The sequence below is a fragment of the Sphingobacteriales bacterium genome (assembly GCA_016700115.1).
GTDB lineage: Bacteria > Bacteroidota > Bacteroidia > Chitinophagales > UBA2359 > UBA2359.
Map to the genome: position 1 here is coordinate 4,183,406 of CP064999.1, position 19,111 is coordinate 4,202,516.

Here is a 19,111-nt window from a genome sequence, read left to right on the forward strand (position 1 = left end):
TAATGAATTGTATTGTTGCCTAAACATTGTCTGTATTTGCTAACACTTGATAGTATAAACATATTTAAGTCCCCTTCAGGGGATTTAGGGGTAGAAAAGGATCAAGCGTGCGAAACTCAGCATGATTGACATGCAACCCAAAATCTTCTACCAACTCAATGCCGTTGTATTGATAATTATTCGCCTTTACCCCTACCGGTGCTTCAAAGTTAGGAGAAAGTTTTTGAATGGGCAAGCCTTGTTACCCCTAAATCCCCTGCAGGGGACTTTTTGCTTGCTTCGTAGGGGGAAGGATAGTTGTGTTTGAGAAGATAAGCGGCATTGAGTTGGTAAAGAAAATTTACTTGGTTAAAGTTATATAAATTCAAACTGAAATCACTGCCCACACACTGATTGTATTATAAAAATCACTTGACAATAAAGACGTATTTAAGTCCCCTGCAGGGGATTTAGGGGTAAAAACAGGCTGCTACTTCTTTATATACAAGTTCGTTTCTGAAGTTTGCAGCCGGTGGCATCGAAAATCCAGGTGATGGTTTTGCCGTCGGCAAAGGTAACTTTGCGGGGCAGGTTGAGGTGGTTGTATTGTATCATCATGCCTTTGTTGGCATCCATGACCATGTTGCCGTTGGCATCGTATGCATATTCGGGGTTGGCGGTGGGATTATCCCTTTTGAGGCCAAAAAAATCAAGTTTTTCTAAATCGCAATAAAAATATGAAAGCTTGCAGGATGCTTTTTCAGCCTTTCAAAAAGTTTATTGAAGGGTAGAAGCTGTTTATGCTGCCTCTGAAAAAGTAGGGTGAGCATTGCAGGAAGTTTTTTCGGTTGCTAAAAATGTTGAGTCGCCGGTTTGCGGAATTTTTTTTGCTCCCGAAAAAGATTCACAGGGTTTGCCGGCACTTTTTTTGTTGCTTTAAAAGTTCAGTGAGCAATGTGCGGGATTTATTCAGCGCCGGAAAAAGTTTTTTACAACTTGCAAGAAGTTTTTTGAGCCTCCGAAAAAGTTACTTTTACGTTGAAGGAAGTTCAATCTGGGGCATATTGGCCCCAATATGAAGCAGATGAAGCAGCGAATTTATGTAATTTAACAAAATTTTTGCAAAAAAAAGTAGCGAATTGGGCTTGAAATAAATTCTTTGATGAATATTTAGAAGATTTTTCGCAAAAAAAGGCAAAAATATTTAGCCGTGATGAAACTTTTAAAAAACGAATGTTGTTTACTGAACTATAACAACAAATCAAGGCCTTGTTTGAAGTTATGAAAGTACTTATTTTTTAAACAAAAAAATTATTTTAACATTATGGCAACAGAATATTATTTGCCCAACTCTGATGATGGACGAAACGGATGGTTGAACAATTTCAACACCAAATTGCCCGAACATGCCACTGCATTGGAAATTGATGCACCTACATTGGCTTATGTCAACAATGCCACCCTTGTAATTGATTATGTGCTGACACTTGAACGCGCACTAAAAGCCAATTCAAGCGAGTGGACCGCCTACAAACGCGTTCATATTCGCGGGAAAGCCGGTGAGCCTGTAAGCGGTATTCCTACCCTTGTTACGCTTGGTACACCGCCAACGGCTCCTACCGAGCCTGTGATGGCACGTATCATCAAATTGGTACAAATCATAAAAAATCACCCCAACTACACCGAATCTATCGGAAGGGATTTAAAGGTTATCGGTCCAGATTCTACGGTTACCGATACAACAAATTGGCAACCGAAGCTTAAAGCTGTTCTGAATGCAGGTAAAGTGTTACTTAAATTCACCAAAGGGAAAGCCGAAAGCACCGATTTTTATGTTGACCGGGGTCACGGATTGGGGTACGTTAAAATGGACTATACCGTAACTTCTTCCTTCGAAGACCCCATTACGTTGCCGGTAGGTTCGGCTCCTGAAATTTGGACCTACCGCGCCGTTTTCCGATATGGAGGGGTGCAGGTAGGGATGCTTTCTTTGCCCGTTTCTATCGTGGTCGTACCCTTTATTTGAGCGGGTTAAAAAAGCCTCGAAAAAGACAGCCTCCTATAGATCCAATACAAAGTCCATCGTTGCATGGCTAAAATATTGGCAATCATTTGAAAGTCAATTTTAGCCCTTTGAATGAAAACTGAATTTTGGCTGGTACTTAAAGAAGTAAGCACTAAAAAAATTCATAAGCCATCCTAAAACTATGGAAGCAGTATGAATTTAATTTTCTGCTACCTTTGTTGGCATGGAAAACAAGGTAATATCGGGGGGGGGAGGTAAAAAAATATTGGTTTTAGGACCGGCATATCCCTATCGCGGAGGCATCGCCACGTTTAGCGAAAGATTGTCGGAAACATTTGCCAAATCCGGACACAATTCTGAAATTTTTACCTTCACCCTTCAATATCCCGCTTTTATTTTTCCGGGAAAAACCCAATACAGCAATGATCCACCACCGGAAATCAAAATTTTTCGCCTTTTTAATTCCATAAATCCGGTCAACTGGATAATTTCAGGGCTTAAAATCAAACAGTTAAAGCCCGATTTGGTGATCTGGCAGTTTTGGATGCCCTACCTTGCGCCTTTGATGGGAACGGTCAACCGTCTGATTTTGCGCAACCGGCATACCAAAATCGTCGGAATTCTGCATAATTTACACCCTCACGAACCCCGCCCTTTCGACCGTTGGTTTACCCGTTATTTTGTCCGTTCCTGCCATGCTTTTGTCTGTCTTTCCGACTCGGTCAGGAAAGAACTCCTCGAATTTAACCGCAATTCCAAAGCCGTATTTATTCCCCATCCGGTCTATGACAATTTTGGTCAAATCGCCGAAAAAAGGGTTGCCCGTCAATATTTAGGGCTTTCCCAAACCCAAAATATTGCCCTTTTTTTCGGATTGGTGCGTCCCTACAAAGGGTTGGATGTCCTGATTAAAGCAATGGCCGACCCCCGGCTGAGCCAAAATCACCACCTGCTTTTACTTATAGCCGGTGAATTTTACGAACCCATCGAACGGTTTTTGGAAATGATTGCCGCATTAAACCTTGAGCAAAATGTAAAAATCGAACCTCGGTTTATTGCTTCGGAGGAGGTAAAATATTATTTCTGTGCCGCCAACATCATCGTCCAACCTTACCGCACCGGCACACAAAGCGGCATTACACAAATGGCCTACCATTTTAACCGCCCCATGTTGGTAACCGATGTCGGTGGGCTTGCCGAAATTGTGCCTCACAACATAGCCGGTTATGTTGTCCCGCCCGAAAATCCGGCTGCCATCGCCGATGCATTAGATGATTTTTTTACTCACCAACGTGAGGAAGAATTTAGCAAAGGGACAGCACAAAACAAACACCGGTTCAGTTGGAAAGCCATGACCAATGGGATTTTGGAGTTGACTAATGCAATACTGCCAACAGTTTAGGAAAAAAAACAAGGCTGCCAACAACAGCAGCCGTCAAAGCCGCCACCAACACCGCCCCTGCCGAAATATCTTTGACCAATCCGGCAAGCGGATGATGCCGGCTGCTGACCAAATCCGTCAGTTTCTCGATGGATGTATTCAGCATTTCGGCAGTAATGACTGCCCCGATTGAAAAGACCACAAAACACCATTCCATCATGCTCAGCCCAAAAAATCGGCCTGCCAAAATCACCAGCACCGAAATCACCAGATGTATGCGGATATGCCGCTCATGCTTTACCACATACCGAAACCCGCGCATAGCATAGCCGAAACTGTTCAGCTCTTTGGTAAAAAACGAATCCTGACCTGTACGTGGAGATGGTGCATTGTTCATAACCAACAAAATTTTAAGGAAATTTAAATTTTAAGCAACTGCCGGAGAGCGTTCACATGTTTATTCAGTGCAATTTTACCTTCTTCGGTAATCCGGTACGAAGTATTGGGGCGTTTTTCAATAAACCGTTTGCGCACCTCGATAAATTTTCTGTTTTCCAGTGCCTGAATATGGCTCGCCATATTTCCGTCCGTAACCCCCAGCATGGCTTTGAGGTCGTTAAAATCCACCCAATCACCGGATGTCAGCAAAACAGACATGAGGGCAATTCTGACACGACTGTCAAAAGCTTTGCTCATTAATTTTAAAATGTCTTTCATAAACCAGGTCTGAACATGGAAAAATAAATTGCGCACAAGCACAAAAAAACCTAAATATAAAGGACTTTTTCGCAAAAATTGTTTTTTTGTAAAAAACCCAAATCCGGCTCTTTTCGCGGGAGGGGTGGCTAAAAAAACTGTCAAAACAGGCAGACTTGCCTAATCTTTAGAGTTTAACACATTTAACCGGATTTGTTCCAGAGTTTCGGGTTTTTGGAGGTAAAAAATACCCTTGTCAGCAGGCTGATCAAACAAAGCAGGCATCAGATATTTCCCTTTTTCGTGCGCTCTTTTTTCCGGCTCTGCTTCCCGGTGAATGGGGTATTCGGTTAAAAAAGCATCACTCCGCTCGGCAAACACCGCCCAGGATGCCTCTTTTCCCTCCAAACCACCGGCAATTACAAAGGTATTGCCCGAAATTTTTTCCTTTATATATAAGTTCATAGCTGCCCCGACAGGAGTTAGTTGATAGCTGAAATTTTGGTTGATGGACGAAAAATATTCAGGAAGTGAAACAACCGCCTCGCCTTCAGGTCCAAAAACAACATTGCCGCGGTAAACATTCAGCACTTCGTTGCTTTCGAGGGTAAAATGCTTTAAAAATCTGTTTTCAGGGTCAAGCGGATGGTCAATCATAAAACTTTTTGTGCCGGTTGCCACAAAATTTCCGTTAGAAAAAACTCCATAAGCACCTGCCTGCCCGCCCAGATAACGGTCTTGTCCCAAAACTCCGTAATATCCTATTCCCGCTACCCCCACGCCATTCCCCAAGGGCGCAATGGCATCATAGTTTTCACCATAAATTCCAAAACCCGAACTGTAGTTAGTTTCGCCGATTGTGCCGTTAAATCCATGCCCCATCAAACCATGTCCGCCCGATGTGCGAAGATTATTGCCATAAACAGCACTTTGAGCAGTACCGGTAGCCTCCAATTGCCCCGACAAGGCATAAGCCATCCCGCTGCTGCTCCCCACAATTGCCGAAGCCAGATTGGAACCGGAATTGGTAGTCGCCTGTATGGAAGCAAATGTTCCACCGACATTCGTATTTTCTGCAATCAGAGCCACCCCGTTTCCGCTATGGGTGGAACGGATATTGACCGAAGCATTTGAATTTCCGGTTACCTCCACAGCCCCCGCATTGGCAGTGATTACCCGTCCGGCACCGCTTCCGCCAGCATTGTAAGCCTGATCTAAAGTAGGAGCACTTAAAACTTGTTGTGCAGCAAGTGCAAAAGGAACACTGACCAACTGCGAGCTTCCCATCAAAACAAAAGAATACCCACCGGTTGCGCCATTGATATCTAAGGCTGTTTCGACAAATTTTGCACCGCTTGTCCAGTTTATCGAAGCAAAATTACCGCCCAACACGATGCCCGACCCTATTTGGACGGTAAACAATCCCTGCGGGTTGGTGGTAATATCGTGTCTTTCGCTGTACAAAGTCGTTCCGCCCGAAATCAAAGTATTGATATTCACCCGAATGGCAACCGTAGTATTAGCCATCGCACTGCCATCGGCATTCCGCGCAATGGCCTGATAATTAAAGCTTTGAGGAATTTGCGCCTGTACACCAAAAAATACTAATAAAGAGGCCGCAAGGGCCAAAATTTGAACAATCGTTTTCATCTTGATAATTGAAAAATAAAATAGAAAGGGACTATGTTAAATAGGTTCCGGTTTATACGGTAAATTTAAGGGGAATAATATATATGGAGCATGTTACAGAAACAAAAAGGGGCAAAAAACAAATTCCGGACATATCCTGATTTTAAGAATCCTTCCAAATTCAGCTATGTCCGAATAATATTAAATAAATTCACTCCCTTCCAAAAAAATAACGCTATCTTTGTCAGCTATGCAAAAATGAGTACTTATATATGCTAACACTTCATACCATCCATAGCGGGTATTTTAAATTAGATGGAGGGGCAATGTTTGGAGTGGTACCCAAAACAATTTGGCAAAATATTAACCCTCCCGACGACGACAACCTTTGCACCTGGGCGATGAGATGTCTGCTGCTTGAAACAGGAAACCGGCGCATCCTGATAGATACCGGTTTGGGAAATAAACAAAGCCCCAAGTTTTTCAGCTACTATCAGCCTCACGGGGAAAAAACCCTCCTGAGTTCTTTAAATGATATTGGCCTAAATCCCGAAGATATCACCGATGTATTGCTCACCCATTTACATTTTGACCATGCCGGAGGTGCCGTTCAAAAAAACGAAGACAACGAATTATCCCCCACCTTTCCAAATGCCGTTTACTGGAGCAATGAACAACATTGGGAATGGGCAATTCACCCAAACGAACGGGAAAAAGCTTCCTTTCTGTCTGAAAATTTTGAACCCCTTCGTCAGAATAACCGCGTAAGCTGGCTTTCTGATGGTGATTTTTTATGCGAAAATCTCTACATCCGTTTAGTCTATGGACATACAGAGGCCATGATTATCCCCCATATTATTTTGCCGGATGGACAAACCCTGGTCTATATGGCCGACCTTATCCCATCCGCCGGACATATTCGCCTGCCTTATGTGATGGCTTATGATGTGCGCCCGCTTCAAACACTGGAAGAAAAAAAAGATTTTCTATACCGCGCAGCCGAAGAACATCAAATTTTGTTCTTTGAACACGACCGCACCAACGATTGCGCCCGGATACGCAAAACCGAAAAGGGTGGAATTGAGGTTACGGAAACTTTCAGTCTTGGGCATCTCGTCTATTAAACTTGTTTGCTTGCGCTTATTTTAAAAACACAGGAATGAACAAAATTGCATTTGTTGGATTTGGTGAATTAGGAGAGCAACTTTGGGAATTTATTCAGCATAGATATATGCCGGCGCTTAGAATTACTTTTGACGATGCTCTTCATGCAAAAGGCTATATAAATGCCCATGCTTTTTCAGACTATATGCTCGACACTTATCAGGATTACCATTTCTTTATAGGGTTAGGCTATCGGCGGCTCGGCTTAAAGCAGGAGGTACTCAATACTCTGAAATCCTTGGGAAGAAGCCTTCCCTCTTTTGTACATCAGTCTTGCTATATATCACATAGTTCCGAAATCGGGGAAGCAAGCTATCTTTATCCATGTTGTAATATTGACCGGAAGGTAAAAATCGGCAACGGAGTATTGCTCAACAATTCGGTAACAGTTTCGCACGACACCGTTTTGGAAGACAACTGTTTCTTAGCGCCCGGCGTAACCCTTTGCGGAAAAGTGCATATTGGCAACCAAACCTTTATCGGTGCGGGGACAGTCGTTTCAAACGGGGTAAAAATTGGTGAGAAAGCCAATATTGGTTTGGGGAGTGTTGTACAAAAAGATTTACCGGATGGGGTATCTGCAATAGGAAATCCGGTAAAAATTCTAAAAAAACCCTTGCGACTGATTTGAAAAAAAACGTCAGCGTTAATCAAAAGATTGGCTGTGGCGTGAAGAAAGCTCCAAAATCATTTCAAACTCTTCAGGGCTGACATCATTAAAAAAGAAATTGATGGGGTCAATTTTTGTTCCATTCTTAATCACTTCATAGTGCAAATGCGGGGAGGTAGAAGTTCCCGAACTGCCAACTTTTCCGATAACATCGCCGCGGTTCACCCATTGCCCCTCTTTAACGCGCGTACTGCTCAAATGGGCATACAAAGTTTTGTAAGAATAACCGTGATCTATCACGATATGCGTTCCATACCCACGCCCGGCTTTTTCAACTGAAGCTATCCTCCCTTTTCCGGTAGCATACACTTCAGTTCCTGACGGAGCAGAAAAATCTAATCCGGTGTGCATACGGCGCGTTTTATAAATAGGGTGAATACGTCTGCCAAAACCCGAAGCGATATGTCTCAAATCTTTGTTGGAAACAGGCTGAATGGCAGGAATACTGGCTAACATTTCTTCCTTTCGTTTGAGCAAATCTATGATTTCGTCATAGGATTTGGATTGAATATACAATTCCCTCCCGATTTGGTCAATTTTTTCAGAAGTGCTGATAATTAGTTTGCTGTTGGTAAAATTTTCTAAATGTTCAAAGCGGTTGCTTCCGCCTATCGCAGCTTTTCGGATATCGTCAGAAAGAGGTTCGGCTTCGAAAACCGTTCTGTAAATACTTTTATCGCGATCTTGCAGCCCGGTTAAAACCTTTTCATAAAGTGATGCCTTGTTGTTTAATTGGGTGAATTGTAAATGCAGATCGGCAATTTCCCGTTTGAGGTCTTTTTCTTTTGGAGAATCGATATATTTAAAAGCAATCACCACAATAATCACGCTGAACACCAAAACGGCACACCCAATTCCAAGCGCTCTGAGGAGAATATTTTTCCACGATTTTTTAACCCTTTCATATCTCAGGGTCTCGCGGTCGTAATAATATTTTACATTGCTCATAATGACAAGAATGTTCAAAAGTTGTCGTTTCGCAACAAAAACATGCAAAGTTAGAAAACTTAACCAATTCGGGCAGTATTTTTATTCTTTGCCAATCAGTATCTTGCCATCCGGTTATTTGTAAAATCGTATCTATAAAATAATGAAGCCGGTTATCTCAGCAAATTCTCAAACATTAGCTTCATTCCTGTTAAAGGGAGCTAAAAAAACGAAAATGGTAAAATTGCCCGAAAATTTCACATTTCAGGGTCACAGAGGCGCAAGAGGTTTGCTGCCTGAAAATACCATTCCTTCATTTTTGAAATGCTTGTCCCTGGGAATACATACTATGGAATTAGATGTGGTGATAAGTCAGGACAATCAGGTCGTTGTTTCACACGAACCCTGGTTTAATCCCCAAATCTGTAGTTTTCCCGATGGCAAACCGGTAACTTTCAACACAGCCCATCAACACATTATTTACCAAATGCCATATCATGCAGTCGTTCAGTTTGATTGCGGGAAAAGAGGAAATCCTGATTTTAAAAGACAAATTCCCCAACCGGCAGTTAAACCCCTGCTTTCGGAAGTCATAAAAATTGCAGATGAATATGCTGTTGAAAATAACCTTAAGATGCCGGTTTATAACATAGAGATAAAAACTGAAAATGGAACGGCCGGAGATGGGTTTTATCAACCCTCCCCACCGCTGTTTGTTCAATTGGTCAATGAAATTATCACCCGGTTTGATATCAACAACAGAGTAATCGTGCAATCATTCGATACTCGCATTGTAAAAGAGTTGAACAACCTAAAACCGGATTATCCCTTATCGTTTTTAACTGCCTCTCCTCGTAATTTTGAATCTCAAATCAAAGACCTTGGCTTTCTGCCGCAAATATATGCCCCTCACTATTCGTTAGTTAGTAAAACGTTAGTTAATAAAGTGCATCAAAATGGGCTAAAGCTAATTACGTGGACGGTAAACACACAAGCCTTAATGATAGATTTGATTGAAAAAGGGGTAGATAGTATCATCACAGACTATCCGGATTTAGCAGCAGAGTTGTTGCAACAATTCAGGTAATATTTTATTTGTAAATTTTTGTTGCCCGGATTAAACTATTTTTGATTAAAATTGTCGTAAGAAAATGTTTTTGTATTTAAACTAAAATTTTAGTTCAAAAGCTTTGTTGAATAAAAACACAAAACTATCTTTGTGTAGAATTAAGCAAATTAAGCTTATCCAAATAAAATAGTCAATTAAAAACCATCTGTTTTATGAAGAATTTACTCATTTTAGCCATTGTTTTGCTCACTTTTGGCAGCAATGTTTTTGCACAGACTGAAGAAATGAAAAGCGGCGCTTCCTACATTTTGGACGAAAGCGGTAACTTAGTCGAAACAACCAAACCCATTTTAAACTTTGAAAAAGAAACCCACGACTTCGGCGATTTACCCGAAGGCCCACAGGCAACTTACCAGTTCAAATTTAAAAATGACGGAAAAGAAGATTTAATAATTTCTGACGTTAAAGCGTCTTGCGGCTGCACCACGCCCTCTTGGCCCCGCGAAGCCATAAAACCCGGTGAAGAATCAACAATTACTGCCACTTACAGCACCAGCAAACGCCTCGGTCCCTTTACAAAAGCCATCACCATTACCTCCAACGCACACGAACCCACAAAGCGCATTTACATTAAAGGCAATGTGTTGCAAGGTGAAGTAGCGCCGGTAGATGAAACTTTACCCGTTCGTACACAATCTATCGTCAACGACGGAAACAACAACTAATCCCTTTAATAAAGCTTTTATATAGAAACCTGCCATCAAACTAAATGATGGCAGGTTTTTTAATGCCTCCATTTCTCAAACAGCCATTCAGACGAAGTCCACATAAATCAGAACGGATATTGTAATAATTGGTTAATTTTGCATCAAATTCTCACCAAAGCAACTTACAGAATTATGCCTGTTATATCCAAAAGGGGTGAAATGATGCCCGCATCTCCCATCAGGAAATTAGTACCTTATGCCGAAAAAGCAAAAGCTGCCGGCATTAAAATCTATCATCTCAACATAGGTCAACCCGATATAAAAACGCCGGAGGTGATGTTAAATGCGGTAAAAAACTTTAACGCAAAAGTAATCGAATACAGTCACTCGGCAGGCAACGAAAGTTACCGTAGAAAACTGACCCAATATTACCATAACTATGGCATTGAACTGGACTACAACGATATCCTGATTACAACAGGCGGATCGGAAGCCATCTTATTTGCCATGATGTCCTGTCTTGATGCAGGTGATGAGGTGATCATTCCGGAACCCCTTTACGCCAACTATAACGGATTTTCAGTAGCAGGAAATGTCGTGGTAAAACCCATCACTTCCAGAATAGAAAACAATTTCGCATTACCCCCAATCGAGGAGTTTGAAAAACTCATTACCCCCCAAACCAAAGCCATTCTGATTTGCAATCCCAACAACCCAACCGGGTACTTATATTCTGTTGAGGAACTTGAAACCCTGCGAAAAATAGTTTTAAAACACGACCTGTTCCTGTTTGCAGATGAAGTTTACCGTGAATTTGCTTATGACGGAGCCAATCCCACTTCAATCCTAAGCCTGAGTGGATTGGAAAACAATGCCATTGTTGTCGACTCAATATCAAAACGTTATAGTTCCTGTGGCGCAAGAATCGGAGCTTTAATTAGCCGGAACAAGCAGGTTATGGCAACCGCTCTAAAATTTGCACAAGCAAGGTTAAGCCCTCCGACCTATGGTCAGGTTTTAGGCGAAGCCGGTTTAGAGGTCCCCGAAATTTACCTGTCCCAGGTGATTGAAGAATATACCAATCGCCGAAATTTATTAGTGCGTGGTTTAAACAAAATAGAAGGCGTTTTTTGTCCTATGCCAAAAGGGGCATTCTATGTTGTAGCTCGTCTTCCGATTGACAATAGCGACCGGTTTTGCCAGTGGATGCTCGAAGAGTTTAGTTATAACGGGCAAACGGTCATGATGGCACCGGGAACCGGATTCTATGCCACAGAAGGATTGGGGCTAAATGAAGTTCGGATTGCCTATGTTTTAAAAGAAGAAGATTTGAAAAATGCACTAACTTGTCTCGAAGCAGGTTTAAAAGCCTATCCCGGAAAACAAAAGTATCCTGCAAATGCACAAGCTTAACTTATTGCTTCTGATTTGAGTAAACATATTGCCTCAAAAGTTCCCATAAAACCACCCCCACACTGACTGAAATATTGAGCGAATGTTTGGTACCCAATTGGGGTATTTCTAAACACAAATCAGAAATTTGCATCACCTCATTGCTGACACCATCTACCTCATGCCCAAACACTAAAGCATATTTTTGTGAAGGACGAATGTTGAACTCATGAAGTAATACACTTTCATCAGCCTGTTCAACCGCTACTATTAAGTATCCCTGATCTGATAAATATGAAATTGCATCTTTTGTTTGTGAAAAATATTGCCATTCGACCCAATCTGTTGCCCCCAACGCAGTTTTGTAAATATCTTTATTGGGTGGTTGAGCAGTAATACCACAAAGAAAAACACCTGAAATTAAAAAAGCGTCAGCGGTTCGAAAAACCGATCCCACATTATTTGCACTTCTGACATTATCTAATACGACGACAACAGGTAATTTTTCAGCCCTTTTAAATTCTTCTTCCGATTTTCGGAGCAATTCGTTATTAGGTGTTTTTCGCATTACTGGAACTTACATTGATAAAATTAATAGGACAGGTAAATCGCAAATCCATATATTTTTCACCATCTGATCTAAATCTGTTTAAACCAATTTAGTTTGTTCATGGTTGAAAGCAGAAGCTATCCTAAGATTTCTTAAATTTAAAGGCATTTCAACTTTTCAATCCATTTTTTTCTAAATGTTTAATCTAATTGATAATCCCAATTCATTTAAACAATTTTATCTTACCTTTATCGTTTCAAAACTTTCACCCTCTATCCTAATCATTGAATTCTGTTTATTCATCCCTCTATCCCTCATTTTACCTATGCAAAACCAATTTTTTACTTTTCTATTCTTTATTTCTCTTTCAACTTTAAATTTGTTTGCACAAACCAATGCATTTGCACAAAACGATGCTAGTCAAACAGAGAGTTTCACCTATGTTTCCGACCGCCGATATAACGTAATCCACGAATTGGACGGTGAAGTTTTTGTTCCATCTATGTATCAGATCGGGCAGGGAGATATTAATGGATTAAATCCGGGTCAAATTGTGTTAAATATTTTACCCGCAAAAATAATGATTAATGGTGTCGAGTCTTTAGGTGAGTTTCAAATCTTATCAAAACATCCTGACAGAGTGGGCTATATTTATGAATTGATGGATATTAAAGGTCAGTCTGCAAGGTTAAAAGTGGTACTTAATCAGGAAAAATTTGTGGATTTACTTTATTTTTATTCTAAATCGGCAGGGGAACACACTTTTTATCTGGCTCAAAAAAAGGAAGCCGAACTTGCATCTGAGAAAACTTATTTTACCGGTAAAAACCAGTATTTTGTACGGGCATACTCAAATCTTATTGATAAAACATTTTTCCCTTATTCCATGATTGATGATGCCACTGTTTCGGACCAACCTACGAAAATAAAGCAATCAGATAATCTGTCTTTTGTTTTTGGAGAAAATACTGTTACAACACCAAAAGGAACTTTCGATATTAAAGATGCCAATACTTATACCTACAACCTTCAGGGTTTTCCATCGGTTAAGTCTATGATTGAGATTAATCTGAAAGGTAAATCGGGTAAAGTTTTGGTATTTCTGAATTTTAAACAGCAAATAGAGTTAATTGAAGTAGCAAATTCTCGTTATTTTTTAATGCCTTAATACGGTTTTTTTATCATTAAAAAAGAGGGAGCGGTAATATATCGCTCCCTCTTTTTTATTTTTTAACCCTTTGTTTATTCTCTGAATTATGTTATCGCTGTATTTAATAAGCAGTGCGAGCTTTACGTTTTGAAAAGTAAAGAAGATCCGTCAATGTTCTTATTACAGACAATTTATTTAAATTGGCATATTTGCCTAATTTTAACCGGTGAAATAGCAATTTTACTTTTTTTTGATTGTCAAATTTTATCAACCGCCATTTTTAATTATCATTCTTAAGGTATATGAGGACTTTCATCTTTTTGATATTGAATAGTTTGGGTTGCTTTATTTTCTTATTTAACACTGTTCCTTTATCTGCACAAACTTTAGCTCATGACCGGGTTCAGTTAATTCAAAGAGGTCAAAATTTTTCGAACTGGCTGGAAGCTACCTGGCAAACAAATTACCCCAATCCTACTGCTTATACCCGCCAAAGTGTTCAAGATATGAAAGAAGCAGGGATGAAATCGTTGAGATTGCCCGTAACGTTTGCTCATTTTACTGATCAACTCCCGCCTTACAATATACATACAGACAATATGACTTTTGCACTCATAGATTCAGCAATTGTTTGGGCAGAAGAATTGGACATGATACTCATAATTGACAATCATCATGGTTGGGAAATCAGCACAGGTAACTATTTAGAGCAAATTCCAAGAATGGCAGCTATGTGGAAACAATTGGCTGAATATTTTAACGAACTTGATCCTGAACGATATTTCTTTGAAATTTGGAACGAGCCTCCCCTGTTATTACCCGAATCTATCATTCGCCCCTTTTACCAAGCATGTATAGATTCAATCAGAACAGTTACAACTCAACACACCCTTCTTATAGGTGCACATGCCGCTAACTTAGGATTAGCACTTGCTGTAACAACCCCTTATGAGGACAACAATATAATATATACTTTCCATGTCTATGAGCCGTATAATTTTACACATCAGGGATTTCCATGGGCTCAGCCTTTTCCTTTTCCAACCGGAACTCCTTTTCCACTAAATAATAATGATACTTTGCTGACAAACATTTTTTATTCAGTATCAGGCTGGAGGGATACTAATAATGTACCGGTATTTTTGGGAGAATTTGGTGTTGGAATTCATGCTGACTATCAAAGCCGGTGCAACTGGATGTCGCATATTGGAAACTTGATTACAGAGTTAAATATTCCATGGATTTATTGGGATTGGCAGTACGATTTTAGTTGGTTTAATGAATTGCCTTCCATAGAAGAAAATGTCATTAGCTGTTTCAAAGAAGCCTTGCATTTGTATGAAGACATAACCGTAGGAAATAATGATTTTCAAAAACAAATTCCTCAAATTTTATTGTACCCAAACCCTTTAGATTCATCAATGGATCTAAAAATTTTAACTTCACAAGATTTGAAACAAATTTACATTACTGATCTGTCTGGAAAAGTACTGAAACATGAAACACTGAAAAGCGTGAATGTTGAAGAAGAATTTTCCATCAGCCTGAGTGAATTTAGCACGGGCACATATTTCACAGTTTTCACAACTTCAAATGGGCAATTTACTTTACCTTTGTTGCTTCGTTGATAATCTGCTAATTACATGATACAAAAGAAATTTTTGATTACCGGGGGTGCCGGCTTTATTGGTTCTCATTTAGTTCGGTTAATGGTTAAAAAGTACCCTCAATATCAAATCATAAATTTAGATGCGTTGACTTATGCCGGAAATCTCGAAAATCTTAGAGATATCGAAATTTACCCTAATTATATATTTGTAAAAGGGAGCATTACTGACCTTTCTTTTATCAACGAACTTTTCAGCGCTTATCAATTTGATGGGGTCATTCATTTAGCTGCGGAATCTCATGTTGATCGGTCTATACATCAGCCTACTGATTTTGTAATGACTAATATAGTTGGAACGGCAAATCTGTTGAACGCCGCCCGTCATTTATGGCAAAATAATTTTGACGGGAAACGTTTTTTCCATGTTTCAACAGATGAAGTATATGGTTCTTTGGGAGAAACTGGATTTTTTACTGAAACAACAGCTTACGATCCACGTTCACCTTATTCAGCAAGTAAAGCGGCATCCGATCATTTGGCGCGGGCTTACTGGCATACCTATCAATTGCCTGTTGTCATAACAAATTGTTCTAACAATTACGGACCCTATCAGTTTCCTGAAAAACTTATTCCATTAGCTATCCATAACTTATGTAATTTTAAATCCGTACCTGTATATGGAGATGGGCAATATACAAGGGATTGGCTTTGGGTAGAAGATCATGCTTCGGCAATTGATCTGGCATTTCATCATGGAATGAATGGCAGTACCTATAATATCGGTGGCAGTAACGAATGGAAAAACATTGACCTGATTAAACTGCTTTGCCGGATTATTGACAATAAATTGCATCGGGATAAGGGAACATCCGAACAGTTAATCACATTTGTCAAAGACCGCCCGGGTCATGACCGCCGCTATGCCATTGATTCAACTAAAATCCAAACCGAGTTAGGGTGGAAACCTTCATTAAGTTTCGAAGAAGCTCTAAATAAAACTGTAGATTGGTATTTGTCAAACGAAGAATGGTTAAAGCACGTTACTTCAGGAGAGTATCGCCAATATTACGAAAAAATGTATGGTTAAACTATCTTAGAAAAGCCCTTAAAAACTAAAAAATGCAGTCTTCACTTTACAACCATTCTTTTCATCAAAACACTTTAAAGCATTTTTCCATTCTTATAACCGGAGGAGCCGGCTTTATAGGTTCTCATATAGTTGAATATTTATTGTTTCATGGAGCAGGAAAGGTTCGTGTAATTGATGATTTAAGTACGGGTTTTCGGGAAAATATTGAGCCTTTTTTGAAAAACCCGGCTTTTGAACTAATCGAAGGTGATATCAGACATTATCCGACCTGTGTAGAATCTTGTAAAGGGATTGATTTGGTCTGTCATCAGGCTGCAATCGGCAGTGTGCCCAGATCCATTGAAAACCCAATATACACTAACACTGTAAATGTGGATGGATTTGTAAATATAATCAAGGCTGCTTATGAAAACAAAGTGAAAAGGGTGGTTTTTGCTTCTTCTTCTTCAGTTTATGGAGACGATGTAACATTACCTAAAAAAGAAGAAAAAATTGGAAATCCTTTATCACCATACGCCGTTTCTAAACTCACAAATGAATTATATTCCCGTGTTTTTGCTCAAGTTTATGGGATGGAATTTATTGGATTAAGGTATTTTAATGTTTTTGGACCGAGACAAAGTCCAAAAGGGGCTTATGCAGCAGTTATCCCATTATTTATTGAAGGTTTGAAGAGTGGAAATCCGGTTTATATTGATGGAAATGGGGAACAAACACGCGATTTTACGTTTGTAGCCAATGCAGTTCAAGCCAATATTTTGGCTATGTTCACACAAAATCCTATTGCAATCAATCAGATATACAATGTAGCTGTTGGAGAGCAATATTCAGTCAATGATTTGTTTAATTTGCTTGCTCGTTTATTAAAAAGCGAACAACGCCCGATTTATCGCAATTCGCGTAGTGGTGATGTTAAAGTTTCATTAGCAGATATTACCAAAGCCCAAAACATTCTTAAATACGAACCAAAGGTAAAATTTGCAGACGGTCTTCAACAAACTTTATCTTATTTTAAAAAAGTTGAACCAATTTCTGTTATTTAGACAATAAAGTGGCTTCTTCTGAAATTTTACGAATTCTAACTTTTGAAATGCCGATAGATGCTAATAGATTAGGATCTTCTGCAATTTCTTTGCAAAGAACAATCTTTCTATCCAATAACTCACCTTTTTCGGTTTTTGTCAAAGTTGTCAAACAAGTTAAAGGATGCAAACCGGTTCGGTCTATATGTTCTTTGAGACTTTTACCTTCAGGATAATTCCAACCCAATAATTTAAGTCCTGAACATATTCCAAACTTAATGGCATCATCAGAAAAATGTGTGTTTGTTACAACCCATCCAAACATGTTTTTCCCTTTATTTTCTTTTAAATTCATTTGAGCATTTTTTACATCTTCAAATCTGGATTTTATATAAAGGGAAGTCTTTACATCTGTAATTACACCACGGCCATTGTGATATTTACATTCAATAAAATGAATTTCATTCTTGAAGCTCGCTAAAATGTCAATTTCGTGTTTTACACACAATCCATTTACCATCACCGAAACGTCAGCATCATATCCCTGATGTTTTAAAATTTCAGCAAAATATTTTTCAAAAGGATACCCCGATGGTCCTAACTCCATAATAGCATTTTTAAGCTTGTATTTTGCTGCAAACGGTTTTTGATTTGTACTTCGCAACATTGAAAATGCCAGGGTATAGATTTCTTTGGTAGTAATGTTTTCATACAATTTACTGACAATATTGTCAACAATCAACTCAATAGTTTGCTCATCAGCTCCTGATTTTCTAAGAGAGTTTTTAAGTTTCTGAACATCAAAATTTGTTCGCTCCCCGGATGCTTTTGTAATGATTTGATTTTTTAGCATTATGGATGATTTAAAGGAATGTTGGTTTAGTTTTAAGAGTTCTTAACAAAATCCTTAACCAAAAATGTTACTAATTATGAAGATTCATGCTAAGTCCTATATGGTTATTCCCTCCCGATGCATGATAAAACGCTTTGCCATAATTAAAAGTAAACCTTTTTATTTTTATTCCTGCTCCAAAAGAAAATCCTGTTAGGGTTCTTTTTGCATTTATTCCCATTTCCTGCCTCCTTAAATGATTGTATCCGGCTTGAATCATGAATACTCTTCCTAAGTAAATTTCACCGTTAAACACCAGGTGCCTGAAAAATTTATCTACAATATATTTTTTATCTGAATTGCTTTGATTGTTATTGAACAAATTATTATTTGCCTGTAATGCCGGATCATTAAATCTGATATTCCAGCGATGTAAATGGTGTGCTATAATGCTCAATCTGAAAGGAAGATATTTTAATCGTTGTGAAATACCCAATTGAATATCAAAAGGCAGATTTTCTCGAGTAACGTAATAAGTAGAAATCTGAGTTCCAATATTTTTAAAAGTCAATCCTACAGAAAAATTACTTTCCGGATGTCTGTAATACCCCCCAACATCTAAAGCAATCCCAAAAGAATTATAGCTTTCCAGATGTGAGCCAATAATTTTTAAGTTGGCACCATAGGAAATGGATTTGTAATTTCTGGAGCCTCCTAAATTGAAGGCATATTCACCTCCGCTAAAAGTTCCGTTTTCCTGTCCTGTTTCATCAGTCAGTGCAAATTTTCCATAAGAAATATATTGTAATCCTGCTGCAAAAGTTGTGGCTATACTGTCGAAATGTTGAGCATAAGCGACATACCCTTGATGTATTCCGTCAAAAAAGAGATGATGGTTAACCTGCAGAAATTGGTGCATTTCGGGATTATAGAGCGCAGGATTTTGAGTGCCAAAACTGACATCTTGATCTGATAGGGCTATCTGATAACCACCTAAAGCGCTAATTCTTGCTGATTGGGGCATGGTTAAAAACATATAGGTACTTTGCCCTCCTGTAACCTGAGATAAAACAATTAAAGGACAAAGTAAAAGAGCGAATAGGATGGGGCATTTTTTTGACATGTTTCAGGTGATTTTGTTGTCAAGATGGCATGATTAGCAAGACGGTTGCAGATGTCGGATTATTTAAAAACTACTATTTTTATAGATAAAATAGA

20 protein-coding genes are annotated in these 19,111 nt (G+C 39.2%); 11 read left to right on the forward strand and 9 right to left on the reverse strand.

The genetic code is table 11. From position 1 onward, the window contains the following. Positions 1–64 precede the first annotated feature (64 nt). Both IPM47_14940 and IPM47_14945 read right to left on the reverse strand, forming a co-directional pair. Positions 65–235: a hypothetical protein gene (locus tag IPM47_14940; GenBank protein QQS28153.1), complete on the reverse strand. Its 171-nt coding sequence runs from the start codon at positions 233–235 to the stop codon at positions 65–67. 242 nt (positions 236–477) lie between these two features. After that, positions 478–615 carry a hypothetical protein gene (locus IPM47_14945; protein ID QQS28154.1) on the reverse strand — a complete coding sequence of 46 codons (138 nt, stop codon included), beginning with the start codon at positions 613–615 and terminating at the stop codon, positions 478–480. Between the two features lie 688 nt (positions 616–1,303). Between IPM47_14945 and IPM47_14950 the strand changes: the two genes are divergently transcribed. After that, positions 1,304–2,005, forward strand: coding sequence for a hypothetical protein (locus tag IPM47_14950; GenBank protein QQS28155.1), 702 nt, complete (start codon positions 1,304–1,306; stop codon positions 2,003–2,005). A 223-nt stretch (positions 2,006–2,228) separates the two neighbouring features. Beyond that, the gene (locus IPM47_14955) at positions 2,229–3,407 is read left to right on the forward strand and encodes a glycosyltransferase (GenBank protein ID QQS28156.1); all 1,179 of its coding nucleotides are present in this window, start codon (positions 2,229–2,231) and stop codon (positions 3,405–3,407) included. On the opposite strand, the gene IPM47_14960 is transcribed toward IPM47_14955, so the two are convergent. The 3 genes from IPM47_14960 to IPM47_14970 all read right to left on the reverse strand — a co-directional run bounded on the left by IPM47_14960 (position 3,382) and on the right by IPM47_14970 (position 5,732). Next, positions 3,382–3,783 carry a diacylglycerol kinase family protein gene (locus IPM47_14960; GenBank protein ID QQS28157.1) on the reverse strand — a complete coding sequence of 134 codons (402 nt, stop codon included), beginning with the start codon at positions 3,781–3,783 and terminating at the stop codon, positions 3,382–3,384. The genes IPM47_14955 and IPM47_14960 overlap by 26 nt on opposite strands. A gap of 23 nt (positions 3,784–3,806) precedes the next feature. After that, complete coding sequence (locus tag IPM47_14965; protein ID QQS28158.1) at positions 3,807–4,103, reverse strand: transcriptional regulator; 297 nt, start codon at positions 4,101–4,103, stop codon at positions 3,807–3,809. Between the two features lie 159 nt (positions 4,104–4,262). Then, positions 4,263–5,732: a hypothetical protein gene (locus tag IPM47_14970; GenBank protein QQS28159.1), complete on the reverse strand. Its 1,470-nt coding sequence runs from the start codon at positions 5,730–5,732 to the stop codon at positions 4,263–4,265. A gap of 251 nt (positions 5,733–5,983) precedes the next feature. Here IPM47_14970 and IPM47_14975 point away from each other — a divergent pair, with 251 nt between their 5' ends. Continuing rightward, the gene (locus tag IPM47_14975) at positions 5,984–6,835 is read left to right on the forward strand and encodes an MBL fold metallo-hydrolase (GenBank protein QQS28160.1); all 852 of its coding nucleotides are present in this window, start codon (positions 5,984–5,986) and stop codon (positions 6,833–6,835) included. A gap of 35 nt (positions 6,836–6,870) precedes the next feature. Next, positions 6,871–7,506, forward strand: a complete 636-nt coding sequence (locus tag IPM47_14980; GenBank protein ID QQS28161.1) for an acetyltransferase — start codon at positions 6,871–6,873, stop codon at positions 7,504–7,506. 15 nt (positions 7,507–7,521) lie between these two features. Here the strand turns inward: IPM47_14980 and IPM47_14985 are convergent, their stop codons facing one another. Further along, entirely contained in the window at positions 7,522–8,493 is a 972-nt protein-coding gene (locus IPM47_14985; protein QQS28162.1) for a M23 family metallopeptidase, read from the reverse strand. A 142-nt stretch (positions 8,494–8,635) separates the two neighbouring features. On the opposite strand from IPM47_14985, the gene IPM47_14990 reads away from it, so the two are divergent. From IPM47_14990 to IPM47_15000, 3 genes are all read left to right on the forward strand, one after another. Next, entirely contained in the window at positions 8,636–9,559 is a 924-nt protein-coding gene (locus tag IPM47_14990; protein ID QQS28163.1) for a glycerophosphodiester phosphodiesterase, read from the forward strand. A gap of 194 nt (positions 9,560–9,753) precedes the next feature. Beyond that, complete coding sequence (locus IPM47_14995) at positions 9,754–10,266, forward strand: DUF1573 domain-containing protein (GenBank protein ID QQS28164.1); 513 nt, start codon at positions 9,754–9,756, stop codon at positions 10,264–10,266. A 174-nt stretch (positions 10,267–10,440) separates the two neighbouring features. Continuing rightward, complete coding sequence (locus IPM47_15000) at positions 10,441–11,661, forward strand: pyridoxal phosphate-dependent aminotransferase (GenBank protein ID QQS28165.1); 1,221 nt, start codon at positions 10,441–10,443, stop codon at positions 11,659–11,661. Position 11,662: 1 nt separating this feature from the next. Here IPM47_15000 and IPM47_15005 read toward each other — a convergent pair whose 3' ends face one another. Continuing rightward, a complete protein-coding gene (locus IPM47_15005) occupies positions 11,663–12,208 on the reverse strand; it encodes an RNA methyltransferase (protein QQS28166.1) in 546 nt (181 codons plus the stop codon). A gap of 361 nt (positions 12,209–12,569) precedes the next feature. On the opposite strand from IPM47_15005, the gene IPM47_15010 reads away from it, so the two are divergent. The 4 genes from IPM47_15010 to IPM47_15025 all read left to right on the forward strand — a co-directional run bounded on the left by IPM47_15010 (position 12,570) and on the right by IPM47_15025 (position 17,082). Next, entirely contained in the window at positions 12,570–13,358 is a 789-nt protein-coding gene (locus tag IPM47_15010; protein QQS28167.1) for a hypothetical protein, read from the forward strand. A gap of 284 nt (positions 13,359–13,642) precedes the next feature. Next, positions 13,643–14,968 carry a cellulase family glycosylhydrolase gene (locus tag IPM47_15015; protein QQS28168.1) on the forward strand — a complete coding sequence of 442 codons (1,326 nt, stop codon included), beginning with the start codon at positions 13,643–13,645 and terminating at the stop codon, positions 14,966–14,968. Positions 14,969–14,983: 15 nt separating this feature from the next. Beyond that, positions 14,984–16,036: a dTDP-glucose 4,6-dehydratase gene (rfbB, locus tag IPM47_15020; GenBank protein QQS28169.1), complete on the forward strand. Its 1,053-nt coding sequence runs from the start codon at positions 14,984–14,986 to the stop codon at positions 16,034–16,036. Between the two features lie 32 nt (positions 16,037–16,068). Then, positions 16,069–17,082 (forward strand): SDR family oxidoreductase, encoded by a 1,014-nt coding sequence (locus tag IPM47_15025; GenBank protein QQS28170.1) that lies wholly within the window; start codon positions 16,069–16,071, stop codon positions 17,080–17,082. Here the strand turns inward: IPM47_15025 and IPM47_15030 are convergent. Together IPM47_15030 and porQ are read right to left on the reverse strand one after the other, a co-directional pair. Next, positions 17,075–17,914: an ATPase gene (locus tag IPM47_15030; GenBank protein QQS28171.1), complete on the reverse strand. Its 840-nt coding sequence runs from the start codon at positions 17,912–17,914 to the stop codon at positions 17,075–17,077. The two genes, IPM47_15025 and IPM47_15030, sit on opposite strands and share 8 nt — an antisense overlap. Before the next feature lie 70 nt (positions 17,915–17,984). Further along, positions 17,985–19,016: a type IX secretion system protein PorQ gene (porQ, locus tag IPM47_15035; protein ID QQS28172.1), complete on the reverse strand. Its 1,032-nt coding sequence runs from the start codon at positions 19,014–19,016 to the stop codon at positions 17,985–17,987. Positions 19,017–19,111: the final 95 nt, after the last annotated feature.